The sequence below is a fragment of the Lachnoanaerobaculum saburreum DSM 3986 genome, from assembly GCF_000185385.1.
GTDB lineage: Bacteria > Bacillota > Clostridia > Lachnospirales > Lachnospiraceae > Lachnoanaerobaculum > Lachnoanaerobaculum saburreum.
Window position 1 is genome coordinate 1806850 of sequence record NZ_GL622296.1, and the last position, 19829, is coordinate 1826678.

General features: G+C 35.3%; 19 protein-coding genes. 11 read left to right on the plus strand and 8 right to left on the minus strand.

Translation table 11 applies throughout. The features are described 5' to 3' along the window. Nucleotides 1–46: 46 nt before the first annotated feature. The 4 genes from galE (at nt 47) to topA (ending at nt 5949) form a co-directional block, all read left to right on the plus strand. Nucleotides 47–1114 carry a UDP-glucose 4-epimerase GalE gene (gene galE, locus HMPREF0381_RS08275; RefSeq protein ID WP_008751510.1) on the plus strand — a complete coding sequence of 356 codons (1068 nt, stop codon included), beginning with the start codon at nt 47–49 and terminating at the stop codon, nt 1112–1114. A 106-nt stretch (nt 1115–1220) separates the two neighbouring features. Beyond that, nucleotides 1221–2741 (plus strand): YifB family Mg chelatase-like AAA ATPase, encoded by a 1521-nt coding sequence (locus HMPREF0381_RS08280; protein ID WP_008751511.1) that lies wholly within the window; start codon nt 1221–1223, stop codon nt 2739–2741. 9 nt (nt 2742–2750) lie between these two features. Then, nucleotides 2751–3866, plus strand: coding sequence for a DNA-processing protein DprA (gene dprA, locus HMPREF0381_RS08285; RefSeq protein WP_008751512.1), 1116 nt, complete (start codon nt 2751–2753; stop codon nt 3864–3866). Between the two features lie 13 nt (nt 3867–3879). Beyond that, entirely contained in the window at nt 3880–5949 is a 2070-nt protein-coding gene (topA, locus tag HMPREF0381_RS08290; protein WP_008751513.1) for a type I DNA topoisomerase, read from the plus strand. 85 nt (nt 5950–6034) lie between these two features. Here topA and HMPREF0381_RS08295 read toward each other — a convergent pair whose 3' ends face one another. Beyond that, nucleotides 6035–6235, minus strand: coding sequence for a hypothetical protein (locus HMPREF0381_RS08295; RefSeq protein WP_008751514.1), 201 nt, complete (start codon nt 6233–6235; stop codon nt 6035–6037). Between the two features lie 21 nt (nt 6236–6256). Next, nucleotides 6257–8182 carry a ribosomal protection-like ABC-F family protein gene (gene abc-f, locus HMPREF0381_RS08300; RefSeq protein WP_008751515.1) on the minus strand — a complete coding sequence of 642 codons (1926 nt, stop codon included), beginning with the start codon at nt 8180–8182 and terminating at the stop codon, nt 6257–6259. Nucleotides 8183–8367: 185 nt separating this feature from the next. Between abc-f and HMPREF0381_RS08305 the strand changes: the two genes are divergently transcribed. The 7 genes from HMPREF0381_RS08305 (at nt 8368) to HMPREF0381_RS08335 (ending at nt 13867) form a co-directional block, all read left to right on the plus strand. Beyond that, nucleotides 8368–9024, plus strand: a complete 657-nt coding sequence (locus HMPREF0381_RS08305) for a redox-sensing transcriptional repressor Rex (RefSeq protein WP_008751516.1) — start codon at nt 8368–8370, stop codon at nt 9022–9024. After that, nucleotides 9017–9385: a holo-ACP synthase gene (gene acpS / locus HMPREF0381_RS08310; RefSeq protein ID WP_040461311.1), complete on the plus strand. Its 369-nt coding sequence runs from the start codon at nt 9017–9019 to the stop codon at nt 9383–9385. The genes HMPREF0381_RS08305 and acpS overlap by 8 nt, the downstream gene beginning before the upstream one ends. 26 nt (nt 9386–9411) lie before the next feature. After that, nucleotides 9412–10290: an NAD(P)H-hydrate dehydratase gene (locus HMPREF0381_RS08315; protein WP_008751518.1), complete on the plus strand. Its 879-nt coding sequence runs from the start codon at nt 9412–9414 to the stop codon at nt 10288–10290. Further along, nucleotides 10277–11455 carry an alanine racemase gene (alr, locus tag HMPREF0381_RS08320; RefSeq protein WP_008751519.1) on the plus strand — a complete coding sequence of 393 codons (1179 nt, stop codon included), beginning with the start codon at nt 10277–10279 and terminating at the stop codon, nt 11453–11455. Before HMPREF0381_RS08315 ends, alr begins: the two co-directional genes overlap by 14 nt. A gap of 62 nt (nt 11456–11517) precedes the next feature. Further along, nucleotides 11518–12864, plus strand: a complete 1347-nt coding sequence (locus HMPREF0381_RS08325) for a hemolysin family protein (protein WP_008751520.1) — start codon at nt 11518–11520, stop codon at nt 12862–12864. Between the two features lie 96 nt (nt 12865–12960). Further along, complete coding sequence (locus tag HMPREF0381_RS08330; protein WP_008753045.1) at nt 12961–13689, plus strand: YebC/PmpR family DNA-binding transcriptional regulator; 729 nt, start codon at nt 12961–12963, stop codon at nt 13687–13689. A 1-nt stretch (nt 13690) separates the two neighbouring features. Next, nucleotides 13691–13867: a DUF4250 domain-containing protein gene (locus tag HMPREF0381_RS08335; protein ID WP_008753053.1), complete on the plus strand. Its 177-nt coding sequence runs from the start codon at nt 13691–13693 to the stop codon at nt 13865–13867. A 235-nt stretch (nt 13868–14102) separates the two neighbouring features. Here the strand turns inward: HMPREF0381_RS08335 and HMPREF0381_RS08340 are convergent, their stop codons facing one another. From HMPREF0381_RS08340 to HMPREF0381_RS08365, 6 genes are read right to left on the minus strand one after another with little or no spacing between them, the layout of a single operon-like run. Beyond that, entirely contained in the window at nt 14103–14759 is a 657-nt protein-coding gene (locus HMPREF0381_RS08340; RefSeq protein WP_008751523.1) for a precorrin-8X methylmutase, read from the minus strand. A gap of 12 nt (nt 14760–14771) precedes the next feature. Continuing rightward, the gene (locus HMPREF0381_RS08345) at nt 14772–16277 is read right to left on the minus strand and encodes a cobyric acid synthase (protein WP_008751524.1); all 1506 of its coding nucleotides are present in this window, start codon (nt 16275–16277) and stop codon (nt 14772–14774) included. A gap of 3 nt (nt 16278–16280) precedes the next feature. After that, complete coding sequence (locus HMPREF0381_RS08350) at nt 16281–17312, minus strand: pyridoxal phosphate-dependent aminotransferase (protein WP_008751525.1); 1032 nt, start codon at nt 17310–17312, stop codon at nt 16281–16283. Further along, on the minus strand, nt 17299–18060 hold the full coding sequence (cobM, locus tag HMPREF0381_RS08355; RefSeq protein WP_008751526.1) for a precorrin-4 C(11)-methyltransferase: 762 nt from the start codon (nt 18058–18060) through the stop codon (nt 17299–17301). The genes HMPREF0381_RS08350 and cobM overlap by 14 nt, the downstream gene beginning before the upstream one ends. Beyond that, a complete protein-coding gene (gene cbiB / locus HMPREF0381_RS08360) occupies nt 18045–19064 on the minus strand; it encodes an adenosylcobinamide-phosphate synthase CbiB (RefSeq protein ID WP_008751527.1) in 1020 nt (339 codons plus the stop codon). Before cbiB ends, cobM begins: the two co-directional genes overlap by 16 nt. 6 nt (nt 19065–19070) lie before the next feature. Continuing rightward, the gene (locus HMPREF0381_RS08365) at nt 19071–19829 is read right to left on the minus strand and encodes an adenosylcobinamide-GDP ribazoletransferase (RefSeq protein WP_008751528.1); all 759 of its coding nucleotides are present in this window, start codon (nt 19827–19829) and stop codon (nt 19071–19073) included.

Sequence of the window (19829 nt, forward strand, 5' to 3'; positions counted from 1 at the left end):
TCAATATATTTATTACAGTTTGAAAAACTGATATTTTGGAGGAATTATGTCAATATTAGTTACCGGCGGTGCCGGTTATATCGGAAGTCATACCTGTGTTGAATTATTGAATGCAGGATATGAAGTGGTTGTAGTAGATAATTTAGTAAATTCATCAAGGGAATCCCTAAAAAGAGTAGAAGAGATTACAGGAAAGTCTTTGCGTTTCTATGAGGTAGATTTGCTCAACCGAAAGGCTCTGACAAAGGTATTTAAAGAAAATAAGATAGATGCGGTTATACACTTTGCAGGACTTAAGGCGGTAGGCGAGTCTGTATATAAGCCTCTTGAATACTATCACAATAATATCACCGGTACTCTGATTTTATGTGAAGTGATGAGAGAATTCAGCGTAGAAAAAATAGTATTTTCATCAAGTGCTACAGTTTACGGAGATCCTAAAGTGGTACCTATCACAGAAGATGCACCTATGGGTGTCATTACCAATCCATATGGTAGGACTAAGGGTATGCTTGAGCAGATTTTAACAGATATTCACACTGCAAACAATAATTTTTCCGTGATGTTGCTTAGATATTTCAATCCTATCGGAGCTCATGAATCAGGTAGAATAGGCGAGAATCCAAAAGGTATTCCAAATAATCTTTTGCCTTATATTACACAGGTTGCAGTCGGCAAGCTTGTATGCCTTGGAGTCTTCGGCAATGACTATGATACAAAGGACGGTACCTGTGTCAGAGATTATATTCATGTGGTTGATCTTGCAAAGGGTCATGTAAAGGCACTTGAAAAGATGATTAAAAGCCCGGGAAAGGTAGATATCTACAATCTGGGAACAGGTATCGGATACAGTGTGCTTGATGTTATCAATGCCTTTGAGAAAGTAAATGATCTGAAGATTAACTATGTTTTCAAGGCAAGACGAGCAGGAGATGTACCGGCTTGTTATGCCGATCCTACCCGTGCCTTTAATGAACTTGGCTGGAAGGCACAAAAGAATATAGAAGATATGTGCAGAGATTCATTCAGATGGCAAAAGAACAATCCAAACGGTTTTGAAGAGGACAATTCCGATATAGTTGTCAGAAAAGATGCTTCAGTTATGAGAAAATAAAGCTATGAGAAAATAAAACTGTTACAAACGGTCTTAAGACTTTTGTAGGCTTACTTATAAAAGTCTTAGACCACTTCACTTACAAATTTAATAAATAAAGGAGATTATGCTAAGTCAAATACATACGGCAGGTCTTTTAGGTATCAATGCATTTCATGTCTGTTGTGAAACCGATATAGGAGACGGTCTACCCGGAATAATTCTGATAGGCTCATTATCGGTTGAGGTCAAAGAGGCGGCAGACAGAGTAAAGACCGCTATAAAAAATTCTAAAATTTCTTTTTATCCGAGAAAAATCGTTATAAATCTTTCCCCTGCAGAAATAAAAAAAGAAGGTTGCGGCTATGATTTGCCGATTGCCATATCAATACTTGAAGCACTTGGTGTAATAAAATCAGATATTCTAAGCAAGTCTATGTTTATAGGAGAACTTTCACTCAGCGGTGAGCTGTTGCCGATAAAAGGTGTGCTCCCTATAGTCATATTTGCAAAGGAGAGCGGTTTTGAAAATATATTTCTTCCATATGACAATCTGGCGGAAGCAAATATAGTAAATAATATAAAAAATATAGGTATAAAAAATCTAAAAGATCTTATTGAAATATTAAACGGTGAAAAGGTCTACAATGAAAATATCAATAAAACAGCGGAAGTCTTACAAGAAAGAAAATATAGTGATTTCAGTGATGTAAACGGACAAATTCTATTAAAAAGAGCGGTTCAAATCGCAGTTGCAGGTAGACATAATATACTGTTTATAGGTCCGGCAGGTACAGGAAAAAGTATGATTGCACAAAGAATACCGGGAATAATGCCGAATATGACAGATGAAGAAGCACTTGAGGTTTCAAAGATATACAGTGTATGTGGACTTCTCAGTTCAAAAGAACCTATTCTAAAAATAAGACCTTACAGATCCCCACATCATACAGTTTCACCACAGGCATTGTCAGGTGGAGGCAGAGTACCGAAGCCGGGAGAAATTTCACTGGCACATAAGGGAGTACTTTTTCTTGATGAGCTGGCAGAATTTAAGACAAACACCATAGAGGTACTTAGACAGCCTATGGAGAATAAGACTGTCAGTATTGCAAGAGTAAATGCAAGTATTGATTATCCGGCTGATTTTATGCTGGTGGCAGCAACCAATCCTTGTAAATGCGGATATTATCCTGACAGAAGTAAATGCAGTTGTAATGAAGCACAGGTAAAAAAATATCTTTCAAGAATTTCAAAGCCTTTACTTGACAGGATTGATATAACTGTAGAAACTTCTATGATAAAATATAATGAATTAAAAGGTGATTTTAACAATATAAGCAGTGATGAGATGAAAAAATATATAGAAAAAGTGAGAGAGCTTCAACTGAAGCGTTATAGAGATTATGATTTTTCTTATAATTCAGAGATACCGCCAAATTTGATAAATACGTTTTGTAGTCTAAGAGAGCAGGATGATATTTTTCTTTCCAATTTATATGAAACAAAAAATATGAGTGTAAGAGGTCTGCATAAGATACTAAAGGTGGCAAGAACGATAGCAGACTTCAATGAACATGAAAATATTGAACATGTCGATATATGTGAAGCTGTATCATATCGCTCTTTGGAGGATAAGTACCGGTAAGGAGGAACTATGCAAATTTGTGAAATGTCGGATAAGGAGAGCTTATTTTTACTTTCTTCACTTATAGAACTCGGTTATTTTTCAAAAAGACTAATCTATGAAAGAATAAGGCCGGTTTCAGAGATTTTTGAGATGGATTTTGATACATTAAAATCACGTTTAAAAATAAGTGAAAAGCAGATTAAAGCTATCTTAAGTATAAAATTAAAAATAGATGAATTACATGATGAATACCTGTCATTGGACGAGAGAAAAATAAGATTTATACTTCCGTTTGAAGATGATTATCCGAAGAAACTTCTTAATATAAGAGATTACCCTTTTGGAATATTTGTAAAAGGAAATATTCCAAGAAGTAGGAAAAGTGTAGCCATAGTAGGCAGCAGAACTGCAAGTGAATATGGCCTCGGTATGGCAAAGTTTATTGCAAAGGAGCTTGCAAGTAACGGTGTAGATATAATCAGCGGTATGGCACTTGGAGTGGATACAAAAGCACATGAAGGTGCTGTTGCAGGAAGCGGCAAGACTTATGCCGTACTTGGCACAGGAGTAAATATATGTTATCCTGAAAGTAATTTTAATCTGTACAATAAACTGTGTGAAAAGGATTGTGGAGGTGTGATATCGGAATTTCCGCTTGGAACAAATCCTCTTAAGATAAATTTTCCTATCAGAAATCGTATAATATCAGGGCTGTCAGATATCACAATAGTAATAGAGGCAAGACTGAAATCAGGTTCACTTATAACAGCATCACATGCCTTGGAACAGGGTAGAGAAGTATTTGCACTGCCGGGCAGGATAACTGATTGTATGAGTCTTGGATGTAATAAGCTCATAGCGGACGGTGCAGGCATTATATCTTCACCAAGTGATATTTTAGAGGCACTTGATATGAGCATTGACGGCAAAATACAAGTATATAATGAAAAAAACATTAATATACTTGCAAAGAATGATAAAAAGGTTTATAGTTGCCTTGATTTAAAACCGAAATATATTGATGACATAATCAAAGAAAGTACTTTAGATATATCGGAAGTGCTAAGCTCACTTTTATTACTTGAATTGGAAGGTTTTATAGTACAGGTTTCATCAAATTATTATTGTAAGAGGATAAATTAAGTAAGGGGTTAAGATGGCTGGAAGTTTAGTGATAGTAGAGTCACCTGCAAAGGTAAAAACTATAAAGAAATATTTGGGTTCAGGTTATGAGGTTACCGCCTCAAACGGGCATGTTAGAGATTTACCGAAGTCAACTATGGGTATTGATGTGGAGCATAATTTTGAGCCGAAATATATTACCATAAGAGGAAAAGGCGAGTTGCTTGCTAAACTGAAAAAGGATGTAAAAAAAGCTGATAAGATATATCTTGCAACCGACCCTGACAGGGAGGGAGAAGCTATCAGCTGGCATCTGTCAAAGGCGCTTAAGCTAAATGATACCGATAAAAAGGTATACCGCATCAGTTTTAATGAAATCACAAAAAATGCTATCAAGGATGCCATCAAACATCCAAGACAGCTTGATATGAATCTGGTAGATGCACAACAGGCCAGAAGAGTGCTTGACAGAATGGTGGGATATTCTATAAGCCCTCTTCTATGGGCAAAGGTAAAGAGAGGACTCTCTGCCGGTAGAGTACAGTCTGTGGCTCTTAGGATGATCTGTGACAGAGAGGCACAGATAGATGCCTTTATTCCTGAGGAGTATTGGAGTCTTGAAGCTGAACTTTTGACGGCATATTCAAAAAAGGGTGTAAATGCAAAGTTCTATGGAACCGATACAAAGCTTGCTATAAATAATAAAGAAGAGATGAATACAATCTTAGAGGCTATAAAAGATGCAAAATATATAGTTTCTGAGATAAATGAAGGTGAAAGGGTAAAAAAAGCTCCGATTCCTTTTACCACATCCACACTTCAACAGGAATCCAGTAAGAAGTTAAACTATTCCACGCAAAAGACAATGAGGCTTGCTCAGCAGTTGTATGAGGGTGTGGATATAGAAGGCAAGGGTGCAATCGCACTTATTACATATCTTCGTACCGACTCTACAAGAATTGCAGCTGAGGCGGATACCGCTGCAAGAGAGTTTATAGGAAAAACATATGGCGAAGAATATATATCAAAAAATACGGTCACAAAAAATGCCAAGTCAAATGTTCAGGATGCACATGAGGCCATCAGACCTACAGATGTTACACTTACTCCTGCAATGGTCAAAGAGTCTTTGCCAAGAGAGCTTTTCAGACTGTATCAGCTTATCTGGAAAAGATTTGTTGCAAGCAGAATGGAAAATGCAAAGTATAAGACAACTTCCGTAAAACTTGCTGCAGGTGATTATATTTTTACAATGTCAGGTTCAAAGATTGTATTTGACGGATTTATGAATGTATATACAGATGATGAAGAAAAAGTAAGTTCGGACGCTGTTATCGGTAAGTTAAAGGTAGGAGATGAGTTAAAACTTGTAAAGCTTATAGACGTTCAGCATTTTACACAGCCGCCTGCCCATTACACTGAGGCAAGTCTTGTAAAAGCACTTGAAGAACAGGGTATAGGTCGTCCGTCTACATATGCACCTACTATAACAACTATTATGGCAAGACATTATGTAGTAAAGGAACAAAAAAATCTCTATGTCACGGAACTTGGTCAAATAGTAAATTCTATGATGGTAAACTACTTTGGAAGTATTGTAGATAAAGATTTTACCGCCAATCTTGAACAACTTCTTGATTCCGTAGGAGACGGCAAGGTCAATTGGAAGACTGTAGTATCAAATTTTTACCCTGATCTTGAGTCGGCTGTAAATCAGGCTTCAAAAGAACTTGAAAATGTGAAGATAGCCGATGAGGTGACTGATGTTATCTGTGAAAACTGCGGTAGAAATATGGTTATAAAATACGGACCGCATGGAAAGTTCTTAGCCTGCCCGGGATTTCCGGATTGTAAGAATACCAAGCCTTACTTTGAAAAGATTGGAGTTGCCTGTCCGAAATGTGGAGGAGATGTGGTTATCAAAAAGACCAAAAAGGGCAGAATCTATTACGGTTGCAGTAATGCACCTGAATGTGATTTTATGTCATGGAACAAGCCTTTTGCACTGCCATGCCCAAAATGCGGTTCATATATGGTGGAAAAGGGAAATAAACTTCTATGTATGAATGAGGAATGTGGATACAGCGAAAATAAACCGAAATAAAAGGACCGTGAGAGAAACTCTCACGGTCTTATGGTTCTTTGTCAAGTGTTGGGGTGGGTTGATTTTTCAGTCCACTTTTTATTTTTTATTCATCATCTTTTTTCTCAAGTTTTTTTATCTGCTTTGTTATTATGATATATGCATAAACTGTTACAGGCATTACAATATCTATAAAGAGAAAGACAAAGAGCAGCTTTGTATTACTTGTAAATATTGCAACATAGACTGTAGCAATCAAACTGAAAATAAGTATAAAAAGCAGTATTACTGCAAAAATTCTCTTCATTTTATTCCTTCCTATTCTTTCCTATTCCTCCATTTGTAAGGTAAGTTCTTCCCAGTCCGCCATCAGCTTATCAAGCCTTTCTTCAAGAGCCTCTTTCTGTTTTTGAAGTTCCATAAGTTTGCCGACATTTGAGGAGTTCTTCGGATTTGCAAACTCTTCATCAACAGTTTGTAATTCAGATTCTATCTCAGAAATCTCTTTTTCACATTTGTTAAGAGTGTTTTTGATTTTCTTTTTTTGAGCCTGTGCAGTTTTATTATCCATCCATTCCTGCTTTGACTCGGAAACATCAACACCTTTTTGAGCCTGTTCAATATTTGAAAGATTGGCGGCTTCCTCCACAGCTTCTCTTTTCTCAATATAATAGTCGTAGTTTCCTATATAGTTTAACAGTCTGTTTTCTGTAAGATCAAGTATTCTTGTGGCAGTCTTATTTATAAAGTATCTGTCATGTGATACATAACAGACAGTACCGGGAAAGCTGTTTAGAGCATTTTCAAGTACATCTTTACTTACTATATCAAGATGGTTTGTAGGCTCGTCAAGAAGCAAAAAATTCGCCTTTGAAAGCATAAGCTTTACCAAAGATACTCTACCTCTTTCACCGCCTGAGAGATCGGATATTTTTTTGTAAACATCTTCTCCGGTAAAAAGAAATGCCGCCAAAATATTTCTTATCCGAGTATTTGTCATCTCAGGATAGGTATCCGATATTTCATCAAACAATGTCTTGTCCATATGAAGTACCTGATGTTCCTGATCATAGTATGCAACCGACACATTTGAACCATATATAACTTCACCCGTATCAGGCTCTAAAATACCGTTAATAATTTTTAAAAGTGTAGTCTTTCCTGTACCGTTATCACCTATTATGGCTACTCGTTCACCTCTTTTTATCTCAAAGTTTATATCATAAAATAATTTTTTACGGTCAAAGCTTTTTGAAAGATTGTGTACACTAAGTACATCCTTTCCGCTTTCCTTTGCTATATCAAGAGACAGTCGCATATTTTCAGTATATGTCTGCGGTGCATCGACTCTTTCAATCTTTTCAAGCTGTTTTTGTCTGCTTTCGGCTCTCTTTATTGACTTTTCTCTGTTAAACTGCTTTAACTTTGTGATAACAGCCTCCTGATGCCTGATTTCCTGCTGCTGATTAAGATATTCCTTCATCCTTGCATCTAAAAGCATCTGCTTTTTATTTGAAAAGTCTGTATAATTGCCCATATACATCTGCACATTACCGTTTTCTATATCAATGACTTTACTGACTATCTTATCAAGAAAATACCTGTCATGAGATACTATGACCACTGCACCATTATAGTTTAACAGATATGATTCAAGCCACTCTATGCTCCTTAAATCAAGGTGGTTGGTAGGCTCATCCAAGAGTATAATATCAGGTTCCTCAAGTAGCAGCTTTGCCAAAAAAACTCGGGTCTTTTGACCTCCGGATAAGGTGTTTATTTTCCTGTCAAAGTCCGCTTCTTCAAATCCAAGTCCCTTTAATATGCCTACTACTTTACTTTTGGCGGCATACCCGTCCATAAGCTCATAGTTATGTGTAAGAGCTGTATATGAAGAGTACAGTTTTTCAAGTTTTTCACCTGTCAGATGCCGCATCTCATTTTGCATCTTTAAAATTCTTTTTTCCATATCCAGTATAGGTTCAATAACTGTATATAATTCATCAATAATACTAAGTGTTGAATCTACATTATTGATCTGTCGCAGATATCCAAGCTTTGCATCCTTTGCAAGTGTAACACTGCCGCTATCAGCTTGTTCTTCACCGGTAAGTATTTTCAAAAGTGTAGTTTTTCCCGCACCGTTTACACCTACAATAGCCGCTTTTTCATGTTCATTAATAAGAAATGTTGCACTCTTTATTATCTCATTGCTTCCAAATGATTTTGAGATATTTGTGGCATTTAAAATCAAAAAAATTGCCTCCTTACTCTATAATCCACATAAGTATATCCTATATATACAATCGAATGCAAGGGAAAACAAATTGAATACCAAGATTATCTGTATTGACAATTATATTGATGAATAATATACTAGTTGTAGAATTCTTAACAAATAAACAGATATACAGATTATGTATATTAGATGGAGATTGAATGGAAGAAAGAAAGATATCAAGAGCAGTCATTTCAAGATTGCCAAGATACTACAGATACTTGGGGGAGCTTTCAGAAGAAGGTGTTGAGAGAATCTCTTCAAAAGAACTTAGCGACAGAATGAAAGTTACCGCTTCACAGATTAGACAGGACCTCAATAATTTCGGCGGTTTCGGTCAACAGGGATATGGATATAATGTAAGATATTTATACAATGAAATAGCAAAGATATTAGGTATTGATCGTCAACATAATGTTATTATAATCGGTGCGGGACATTTGGGTCAGGCTATTGCAAATTATGCAAATTTTGAAAGAAGAGGATTTATGATTCAAGCCATGTTTGATGTGGATCCTAATCTTTTCGGTAAGACTATACGCGGTGCAAGAGTATATTCATTAGACAGTCTTGAAAAGTTCATTACAGAAAATGATATTCAGATTGCGGCACTCACTATACCTAAAGCAAGAGCCATGGAGGTTGCAGACAGGCTTATAAAATCAGGAATCAAGGCAATTTGGAACTTTGCACACACAGATCTTGCAGTGCCTGATGATGTGGTGGTGGAAAATGTACATCTGTCAGAGTCTTTGATGAGACTGTCCTACAGGGTCAGCAATATGGATGCAATACCTTTTGAAGGAAAATATGATTAGAGGTATCGGAACCGACATAGTAGAAACAGACAGAATATCAAGAGCAATAAAAAAAGATTTTTTTTTAAAAGGAGCTTTTAGTGAGAGTGAAATTGCAATGGCAAGGAAAAGAAATACAGAAAGTTTTCTGGCAGGCAATTTTGCTGCAAAGGAAGCCTTTGTGAAAGCATTAGGATTAGGTTTTAGAGGTATCAAGCTGAAGGATTTTGAAGTGCTTAGAGATGAATACGGTAAACCTTTTATAAGAATTTCCAATCATTCAAATATTCACTTAAAGGATATCAATGAAAAAAATATTTATGTATCCATAAGCAATACAAAATCTGTAGCTGTTGCAATGGTGGTAATAGAAGTTGATTAATGGTTAATTAATATTGGGAGATATATATGAGAATATTGGATAAAACTGTATTAAAATATATTCCTGAAAGAATAGAAAATGCCAATAAAGGCAGTTACGGCCATGTGCTTGTCATTGCAGGAAGCAACGGTATGAGCGGTGCCGCTTTTCTCAGTTCTATGGCGGCGTATCGCTCAGGTGCAGGATTGGTAAGGATACTTACCGTAAATAAGAATCGGACAATTCTACAGACACTGCTGCCTGAAGCCGTTATTACAACCTATGATGAGAGAGAGGCATTTGAGAATAAGGAGAGTTTATTAAGTAAGATAAAGCAATGCCTTGACCGGGCAAGTGTTGTAATACTCGGTCCCGGGCTTTCCACTGAGTACTATGCAAAAATTATTGTGGAATATGTATTATCAGAGTGCTATGTGCCGATGATAATAGATGCGGACGCACTTAATATAATTGCTTCTGATAATTCATTAACCAAGTATTATACAGACAATATCATTATCACACCTCATGTCGGAGAGATGTCAAGGCTTATAAATGTATCTATAGATGAGATACTTGCAGATACACAAAAATACGCAAGAGAATATGCAAATAAATATGGCATTACAGTAGTATTGAAGTCACATAAAAGTGTGATTGCGGCCAAGGAAGATACTTTTGTCAATAAGTCGGGTACTCCTGCTATGGCAAAGGCCGGAAGCGGTGATGTACTTTGTGGTATAATAGCAGGTATGTTTTGCCTTGGAATAGAAGATGATTTAGCTGTGGCACTTGGTGTATATATACATGGACTGGCAGGGAGCCTGGCAGGGCAAAAAAAGGGAGAACATAGTATTATTGCAAGAGATATACTTGATAATATAGGAGAGGTACTAAATAGAAGGAAGAGAGATGGACTCATATAAACGAGCTTATGCAAAAGTAGATTTGGACGCTATAAAACATAATTTGACGGTGACGAAAAAATCACTGAAAAAGGATATGAAACTGGCTGCGGTTGTAAAGGCGGACGGATATGGACATGGAAGTGTGCCGGTATCATTATATATAGAAGATATTGTGGATTTTTTCTGTGTGGCTACACTTGAGGAGGGTATTAATCTAAGGTATCATGGAATTACAAAGCCTATTTTGATACTTGCCTGCATTCCAAGAAACAGCTACAAGGAATCTATAGTTTTTGATATAAGAGAATCGGTATTCACACTTGAACAGGCTGAAAAAATAAATGAAGAAGCAAAACAGATGGGCAAAAAGGCGGCAATCCATATTGCAATAGATACCGGAATGAACAGAATCGGCTTTAAACCCACAAAAAAAAGTGCGGATATTATAAAAGAAATAAATGATATGGAAAATATTGAGATAGAGGGGGTATTCACACATTTTCACAGTGCAGATGAAAGTGATCTTACTTCTGCAAAAGAGCAGAACCTTCTGTTTACAAACTTTTTACATACATTACATGATATGGGTATTGACCCTAAGATTGCACATGCTTCTAATTCCGCCGGCATTTTAAACCGCATAGGAACGGAATTTGATATGGTTCGCTGCGGTATAACAATGTATGGTATCGCACCTTCAGGAGAAGTCAACTTAAATGGCCTTGATTACAGACCGGCTCTAAGTATTTATTCAACCGTCACATATATAAAGCAAATAAATGCCGGAGAATGTGTAAGTTACGGTGCAACATTTGTTGCAGATAAGGATATGAGAGTTGCGACAATCTCAATCGGTTATGCTGACGGCTATCCAAGGGATTTAAGCAATAAAGGATATGTGCTGATTCATGGTGTCAGATGTAATATACTGGGTAAAATCTGCATGGATCAAACAATAGTAGATGTAAGTGCTGTGGATAATGCAAAAATAGGAGATAGAGTAGTAATCCTTGGTGAAAGTGAAGGCAATAAGATTACTGTAGATGAATTAACCGGGGATTCAAATACTTTTTCATATGAATTTATCTGTGGCATTAATAAAAGAGTACCCAGACTTTACTATTGTAAAGATAAATATATAGGGAAAAAGGACTATATAAGGGATTTATATACTATAATATAGTGTACTTAATTTTAATATTAAAAATATTAGAATTAGAAATATTAGATAAGTAGGAGATTTTCATGGACGATGCTCATTCGGCATTACTAATTATTAGTACTATAATTGTGTTGTTTATCAATTTTTCAATTCATTCATTTAACTCAGCACTACGTGAATTGAGCAACTCAGATATTGAAGAAAACAATAAGGAAGACAAGAAAGAATACAGATTAAAGTATTTTTTAGAAAAAAAGGATAAGGTGCTTTATTGTACACATATAGTAAATATACTGTCTGTAAGTTTTCTTGGATGGTTTTTTGTAAGGACTTTCAGCAATGTTATTAAAGATAAACTGCTGAATACTTTACCTGTATCACCGGCTGTAGGTATTTCAATTTTTATTGTTGTTGTGATTTTTTGTATTCTGTTTGTTATATTCGGAATATCCTTGCCGAACAAACTTGCAAGAAAAGTACCTAAAAAAAGTGTATATACCTTTATGGGAATATCTGCCGTACTGATGTTTTTATTGTCACCGATTATATTTATCATTGACGGCGTATCGTATATTATACTTAAGCTTTTTGGAGTAGATATAAAAGTGCAGGCGGAAACTGTAAGTGAAGAAGATATAGTAAGTATGTTAAACGAGGGTCATGAACAGGGTATTTTTGAAGGCTCTGAGGCTGAAATGATTACAAATATCTTTGAGCTTAATGACAAGCAGGCCAGAGATGTAATGACACATAGAAAAAGTGTTGTATTTATAAACGGTGAGGACACCTTACAAGAGGTCATTGATTTTATGCTGACTACAGGCAATAATACAAGATATCCTGTATATGATGAAAACATTGACAATATCATGGGTATTTTGAATATGAAAGATGCCTTAATATGTGAGAATACAAGTAATTATCAAAATACAGCTATTAAGAATATTCCGAATATACTTAGAAAGCCTGTATTTATTCCGGAAAATAAAAGTCTGAATACCTTATTTAAGGAGATGCAATCACATAAAAATCATATGGTGGTAGTTGTGGATGAATATGGACAGACCTCGGGTATTGTTACAATGGAGGATATACTGGAAGAGATTGTCGGAAATATACTGGATGAATATGATGTGGATGAAGAACTTATAAAGAAACTTTCAGACGGATCGTTTATAATAAAAGGAATGACACCTTTATCTGATATTGAAGATATTCTAAATATAAAATTTGATGAAGAGGAGCTTGATAATTTTGATACTATAAACGGACTTATGATATCCGGACTTGACAGGATACCTGAAGATAATGAAAAGTTTGATATCATAATGCATGGATATGAATTCAAGGCGTTAAAGGTGTCAAACAGGACAATTAACACCATTAAGGTGACAAAATTAAAAGAGGATGAGGAGCTTAAAGAAGAATAGTGACAGCAGAAGATAACCAAAAAATATGCTATATAATTGACAGCAAAATAATTTAAGTATAAAATGGTTTTCTGTATAGTAGATAAAGGAGAAAATATGTCAGGACATTCAAAATTTGCAAATATTAAACATAAAAAAGAAAAAAATGATGCTGCAAAGGGCAAAATTTTTACTGTAATCGGAAGAGAGATTGCAGTTGCGGTAAAAGAGGGCGGACCCGACCCGAACAATAACTCAAAACTTAGAGATGTTATTGCAAAGGCAAAGGCAAACAATGTACCGAATGATACAATTGAAAGAGGTATCAAAAAGGCCGCAGGGGATATCAATTCTGTAAACTATGAGCAAAACACTTATGAGGGCTATGGTCCGAACGGTGTTGCAATCATTGTAGAGACTTTAACAGATAATAAGAACAGGACCGCAGCAAATGTAAGAGCGGCTTTTACAAAGGGTGGCGGAAATATCGGGACACAGGGCTGTGTATCATTTATGTTTGACAAGAAGGGTCAGATTATCATAGATAAGGAAGAATGTGATATGGACTCTGATGAACTTATGATGACGGCACTTGATCTTGGAGCTGAAGACTTCAGTGAAGAAGAAGACAGCTATGAGATTTTAACAGATCCTGATAATTTTTCGGTTGTAAGAGAGGGTCTTGAAAAACTGGGTATTCCAATGGCAGATGCCGAGATTACAATGATTCCACAAAATTGGGTTACTTTAAGTGATGAGGAAGATATTAAGAAGATGAATCGTATTCTTGATCTTTTAGATGCTGAGGATGATGTACAGAATGTATATCATAGTTGGGATGAGTAATATGACATTACCAAAAGATCCTGTGATATTGTTATCATTTGTAAATACAAAACTTAGAGATTTTAATTCATCATTAGATGATTTTTGTAAAGAGAATAATTTAAATGAAGATGAGATAAAGCAAAAGCTTGAGATGATTGATTATCACTATGATGAATACAAAAATAAATTCGTATAAGTGGATTGCCGGAAATGTCAACGTAGAAGCTTTTCCAGTATATAAGCGTTTTTAATATGAGTATGATGAGGTTGCCGGGAAGATACATTTCCCGGCAACTATATATTTAGTAAATATGCTATATATAACTATTCGCAAAATTCAAGTTTAACGCATAGTTGATATAATAAAAATATAGAGCTATTTATTACAATAACTCCATTAACAGTATTACACTCTTAAAATAACGGTCATATTATACCATCTGTAATAATACCGCATTGATAATTGCGGCACAGACATTGCTGCCGCCTTTATTACCGTCACATATGATTGCCGGTATATTGCTTTGTTTTATAAGTTCCTTTGCTTCTATCACATTTACAAATCCTACCGGTGCCGCAATAATAAAATCCGGCTTATATTTATATAATAATTCATTAATCCTAATCAATGCTGTAGGTGCATTACCCACTGCAAATACTATAGGTACTTTTTTTTCATTATTGGAACCCTGTTTTTTATCACACATTTGATAAGCTAAATCAACGGAGGCCGTCGCTCTGGTGGTATTATTTTTCTTGGCATACTCAATTGTATCGGTTTCTGAAATAAGACAATGTGGGGTTATGCAAAACTTACCTGTCAGTATCCTCTTATTGATACCGCTGAGTGCCATATTTGTATCCGTAAAAATCATAGAATCTGATTGTATGCAATGTTTTAAACTTTCAATTGCATTATTTTGAAATATAACATTGTACTGATAATCAAAATCCGCTGTAGTGTGGATAGCTCTTTTTACTACTAACAGCTCATCTGCACTATAAAACTTTAATCTTTCCTCATCCATTTTTGATGTAAGTATTTCAAAACTTTTTTTCTCTATATCTTCAGGTCTTATCTGCAACATAAAATCGCCTTTCTATTTTTCAATATTTAATATATCCATTATTTTTTTCATATCCAATGACTCTTCCACCAGATTGGCCAGCAGCTCGTACTGTAAGTCCTTATAACTTTCAAAGTCAAGGATATTACCGTCCGGCTTAATATCTTTACCGGTATTTTTAATCAACCCTCTTATCAGACCGTCCACAAAATTGTCATTTTCAAATATACCATGCATATATGTGCCAAGTATATTTTTGTTTACAAAACCGCCGTTTTCATTAATATCAGATATTGTAAAATACTTCTCATGTGCATCTACAGTGGTACCCATATGTATCTCATATCCGGTTATAGTAATGTTTTTGAGTCGGGCAACAAAGTTTGGCCGATTTATTATCTGACTCACACTTTGCCTTGTAGTCTTTTCCTTAGCAAAAACAGTACTGAAATTCAGTAGACCAAGTCCATATTCAGAGCCTCCCTCTTCTACACCGAACTCATCAATCAAGATATTTCCAAGCATCTGAAAACCTCCACATATACCTATAAGATTTTTATCTTTCAGATTGTTATAATTAAAGCCGCTTTTTTTTAGCCATCTGAGGTCATACAAGGTATTCTTTGAGCCGGGCAATATTACAAGGTCGGCATCAATCATTTCATTTGGAGAGTTGATATACTTCAGTACCACCTCTTCTCTTCTGCCAAGCGGGTTAAAATCAGTAAAATTTGAGATATGAGGCAGTCTGGCCACTGCAATATTTATCTTATTTTTTGAAAATTCAGTATGAGTTGTATCAAGTCCGGCAGATAAGCTGTCCTCATCATCTATATCAATCTCAGTCATAGGTATAACGCCTATAACAGGTATATTCACATTCAGCTTTTCAAAATGTCTTTTCAGCATATCAAATCCGGGAGTAAGCAAAGTCTTTTCACCCCTGAACTTATTTATCACAATACCTTTCAGCCTTTTTTGACTGTTACTGTCTAAAAGTGCCACTGTACCGAAGATAGAGGCAAATACTCCACCTCTGTCAATATCAGCCACTAAGATCACAGGTGCATTTACAAGTTTTGCAAGTCCCATATTCACTATATCATTTTCATTCAGATTTATCTCGGCAGGTGAGCCGGCTCCTTCTATTACAATGATATCATATTCACTATAAAGCTTATTGTAAGCGTCCATTACATACGGAATAAAACTTTTCTTATGAGCATAGTAATCTCTTGCATTCATATTTGCATAGACCTTACCATTTAATATTATCTGACTTCCTGTATTTGATGTAGGTTTTAAAAGTATAGGATTCATACAGGCATCAGGCGCTACCTTGGCAGCCTCTGCCTGCATAACCTGAGCCCTGCCCATTTCCAGTCCGTCTTCAGTTATAAAAGAGTTTAGAGCCATATTCTGTGCTTTAAATGGTGCCACCCTAAATCCCATTCTTTTAAATATCCTACATAGTCCGGCAACTAAAAAGCTCTTACCTGAGTTTGACATAGTTCCTTGAACCATTATAACCTTTGCCATAAACTACCCCCTAATGATTTTTTGTATTGTATCAACCAGTAAATTGTTTTCAGGATTTGTCCTGACCGCCACTCTAAAATAGTTCTCATTTAAGCCGATAAAATCAGAGCAGTCTCTGACAATTATTCCATGCTCTAAAAGTTCTTTTGACAAATTCTTTTTGTATTTGCAAAGCAGGAAGTTTACCTTGGACGGAAATGTAACTATACCTGAATTCTCTAAATTATCTGATAAAATACTCTTCTCTTTTTGAATTTCTTCAATAACAGAGTCCATATTTTGTTTCAGTGAATACCCGGCAGCTTCAAGTGCCAAAGCATTTATTTCCCATGACGGTGTAAGTTTTTTCAGTCCGTACATTATATCACAATTATATGTAAGCAGGTATCCGAAGCGAAGCCCCGGAAAAGCATATAGTTTTGTAAGAGATTTAAGTATTGCCATATTGTCAAAAGTATCTAATTTGCCACATAGTGAATACTGCTCACCGGTTTTTATAAAGTCTAAAAAACATTCATCCAATAAGATAAAAATATTTTTTATTTTACAGTATTCAATTATCTTATATAACAGTCTTTCTTCCACTATAAATCCTGTAGGATTATTAGGATTTGCAAGTACAAGTACATCAATATTACCTGCCAATATATCAATTATATCTTCATGGATACAAAGATCCTTCATATGGTAATATGTGATATCAGCATCTACAGATTCGGCCGCCAATCTATAGGATTCAAAGCTTGGTACAGGAATACATATATTTATACTGTTTTTAAATACTTGAAAAAGCCTGAATATAATACTGTTTGCACCGTTTCCAATGTAAATATTATCCCTGTTTACACTATGTTTTTTACTTATTACGTCCTTTATTTCAGAATAATCCTCATTCGGATAATGTTCTGAAAGTGAAATGGAATCAATTAAAATCTTTTTCAGTTTTTGATCCAGCCCATAGGGATTGATACTTGCAGAAAAATCAATAAAACTTTTTCCGGACTTGGTATATTCTAAGAACCTACCTCCATGCATCTTTTGCCTCTCTGAATTCATGACTAAAACGCTTGTCATAGAGCTTACTAAGTTCAAACTCATCTGCAAGAAATCTGCCCACATATATAATAGCAGTTTTATTGATATTTGCTTCTTTCACTTTATCGGCTATATTTTCAAGAGTAGATATAATGATTTTTTGTTCAGGCCAGCTGGCCTTATATACTACCGCAGCCGGTGTTTCTTTAGGATATGAAGTCATCAGCTTCTTTACAAGTTTATCAATACTTGCAATACTAAGAAAAATTGCCATACTTGCCTGTATTTTTGCCAAATTTTCAATATCTTCAGACTCAGGTACAGGTGTTCTGCCTGCCATCCTTGTAAGAATCAGTGTCTGTGTCACTCCCGGCAGAGTAAATTCTCTCTTTATGGCGGCAGCACCTGCAAATACGGAGCTGACTCCGGGGATTACCTCATATTCTATACCTGCCTTATCAAGAGCTGCCATCTGCTCTCTTACAGCACCATACATTGACGGATCACCTGTATGAACTCTGGCAATATTTAATCCCTTAGAGTTTGAATCAAATATAATCTCAAGCACTTCATCAAGGTTTAAAGATGCAGAATTGATAAGCTTTGCACCTTCCTTAATATCTGTAAATAATTCTTTGTTTACAAGAGAACCTGTATAAATAATAATATCCGAACTGTCAATAATTTTTTTTCCTTTGACAGTCAAAAGTTCAGGATCTCCTGCGCCTGCACCTATAAAATAAAGCATATTATGCCCCCAATTATTAAATTTATTATCAGCAATACTATGTAAGCAAAATACATAATATTATTTACTGCAATTATATCATCAGCTTTAACCTTTGTATTTCCGTCTCCTATACTTCTCTTTTTAACAAGTTTGCCGAAATAAAAGGCATCACCAAGTAACTTTGTATCTAAAAATCCTGCAATAATGCTCTCAGTCTGACCGGCATTAGGGCTGGAATGGATATATCTGTATTTTACAAAAGACTTCAGTGATCTTGTAAATATTATAGAATTGTTTTTGGTTACGGATATAATGAATATAACAAAAAGTAATATAAAGGCTGAAAATCTGGCAGGTAGGAAATTGACTATATCGTCAAGTCGGGCTGCCGCCTTTCCGATATAAAAGTACTTTTCATCCTTATACCCAATCATAGAATCCATAGTGTTTATTGTCTTATATACTATAGGAAGTACCAAGATAAGCCCTGTAAACCTGTTGTTGAAAACCGCTGCTATAATTCCAAGTGTTGCATAAAACCATGGTGCCACAACACCGTCAGACATATTTTCAGCGACAGTCTCTATAACCGCCTTTATGATATGTTCGTAGTCAAGTCTGTCTGTATCTCTGCCTACTATCATAGAAAGTTCCTTTCTGGACTTTTCTATATCATCACTTTTTATTGCATAGTACACCTTCATACTTTCAAACTTAAGTGAAGCCTTTGCAAATATTTGAAAGAACAGAAAACTTTCTATTACAAAGCCCGCTAAAATATTTATTCTATATACAAAACTGTTTATAAGATATGCAAGTCCGCCCCAGATAAATATATTAAAGCAAACAATAAGTAAGCCTGAAAATAACAGCCCGATATTTGACTTAAAAACTTTTCTGAAAAGCTTTTCAAAAATAGAGACACTAATTCCGATAAATCGTACCAAATGTGGGATTTTTTCAAAATCTCTAATAAAAAAGTCTAATATAAAACCGCATAAAAATGCCAAAAGATAAATCATTTTTACTTAAGGTGCCAATGCAAGAACCAAGACAATCACAAGCTCAGCTAATTGCAAAAAATAGCCTGCAAGGTCACCTGTAATACCTCCAAATTCTTCAAAAGATTTTACTCTGTAAAACAAAAAGACCAAAAAGGCGGCAATTGAACAAAGCAATCCATAGTTTACATTTACTGCTATCATAGCCACACTGCCAAAACAAATAAATAAAAGCAATACTATTCTATTGATATAAATAAGACTCTTGTTTGCAAACTCAAAAGCCAATCCACTTCCTCTTGCATTTTTAAAGACTGTTAAAGACAATGCACTGTATGCTCTGATTAACATATATGAAATCGCCAGCATATATATTTTTGTAAAGTTATTGACGGACAGCATTCCGGCAAAATATAAAAGGATATATACAAGTCCGCCGATTATAGCAAATGCTCCTGAATTGGAGTCCTTTAGTATACTGAGCTTTTTCTCTCTGGTTTGATTGGAACCGAGTGCATCCATAGTGTCAAGAAAGCCGTCCATATGTATGCCGCCTGTATACAAAATAGGCAGTGCGGTAAGTATCGCTGCAACTAAAAAGGAATTCACCTTCAATTTACTTAAAAATATAGAAAATAAAACCAAAAAAATCCCCTCTACTATACCGACAACCGGTAGAAATAAAAGGCAATATTTCATATTTTCTTTTTTCCATTCAAAACTCCTGACCGGAAGCTTTGAATACATGGCAAAAGTTATTGCCATTGACTTTAATACATTTATCAT

What these genes read in the sequence shown, in the direction of transcription:
- galE (WP_008751510.1), top strand. Translation starts at nt 47, where the DNA reads ATGTCAATATTAGTTACCGGCGGTGCCGGTTATATCGGAAGTCATACC.
- HMPREF0381_RS08280 (WP_008751511.1), top strand. Translation starts at nt 1,221, where the DNA reads ATGCTAAGTCAAATACATACGGCAGGTCTTTTAGGTATCAATGCATTT.
- dprA (WP_008751512.1), top strand. Translation starts at nt 2,751, where the DNA reads ATGCAAATTTGTGAAATGTCGGATAAGGAGAGCTTATTTTTACTTTCT.
- topA (WP_008751513.1), top strand. Translation starts at nt 3,880, where the DNA reads ATGGCTGGAAGTTTAGTGATAGTAGAGTCACCTGCAAAGGTAAAAACT.
- HMPREF0381_RS08295 (WP_008751514.1), bottom strand. Translation starts at nt 6,235, where the DNA reads ATGAAGAGAATTTTTGCAGTAATACTGCTTTTTATACTTATTTTCAGT.
- HMPREF0381_RS08305 (WP_008751516.1), top strand. Translation starts at nt 8,368, where the DNA reads ATGGAAGAAAGAAAGATATCAAGAGCAGTCATTTCAAGATTGCCAAGA.
- acpS (WP_040461311.1), top strand. Translation starts at nt 9,017, where the DNA reads ATGATTAGAGGTATCGGAACCGACATAGTAGAAACAGACAGAATATCA.
- HMPREF0381_RS08315 (WP_008751518.1), top strand. Translation starts at nt 9,412, where the DNA reads ATGAGAATATTGGATAAAACTGTATTAAAATATATTCCTGAAAGAATA.
- alr (WP_008751519.1), top strand. Translation starts at nt 10,277, where the DNA reads ATGGACTCATATAAACGAGCTTATGCAAAAGTAGATTTGGACGCTATA.
- HMPREF0381_RS08325 (WP_008751520.1), top strand. Translation starts at nt 11,518, where the DNA reads ATGGACGATGCTCATTCGGCATTACTAATTATTAGTACTATAATTGTG.
- HMPREF0381_RS08330 (WP_008753045.1), top strand. Translation starts at nt 12,961, where the DNA reads ATGTCAGGACATTCAAAATTTGCAAATATTAAACATAAAAAAGAAAAA.
- HMPREF0381_RS08335 (WP_008753053.1), top strand. Translation starts at nt 13,691, where the DNA reads ATGACATTACCAAAAGATCCTGTGATATTGTTATCATTTGTAAATACA.
- HMPREF0381_RS08340 (WP_008751523.1), bottom strand. Translation starts at nt 14,759, where the DNA reads ATGTTGCAGATAAGACCTGAAGATATAGAGAAAAAAAGTTTTGAAATA.
- HMPREF0381_RS08345 (WP_008751524.1), bottom strand. Translation starts at nt 16,277, where the DNA reads ATGGCAAAGGTTATAATGGTTCAAGGAACTATGTCAAACTCAGGTAAG.
- HMPREF0381_RS08350 (WP_008751525.1), bottom strand. Translation starts at nt 17,312, where the DNA reads ATGCATGGAGGTAGGTTCTTAGAATATACCAAGTCCGGAAAAAGTTTT.
- cobM (WP_008751526.1), bottom strand. Translation starts at nt 18,060, where the DNA reads ATGCTTTATTTTATAGGTGCAGGCGCAGGAGATCCTGAACTTTTGACT.
- cbiB (WP_008751527.1), bottom strand. Translation starts at nt 19,064, where the DNA reads ATGATTTATCTTTTGGCATTTTTATGCGGTTTTATATTAGACTTTTTT.
- HMPREF0381_RS08365 (WP_008751528.1), bottom strand. Translation starts at nt 19,829, where the DNA reads ATGATAAATGTATTAAAGTCAATGGCAATAACTTTTGCCATGTATTCA.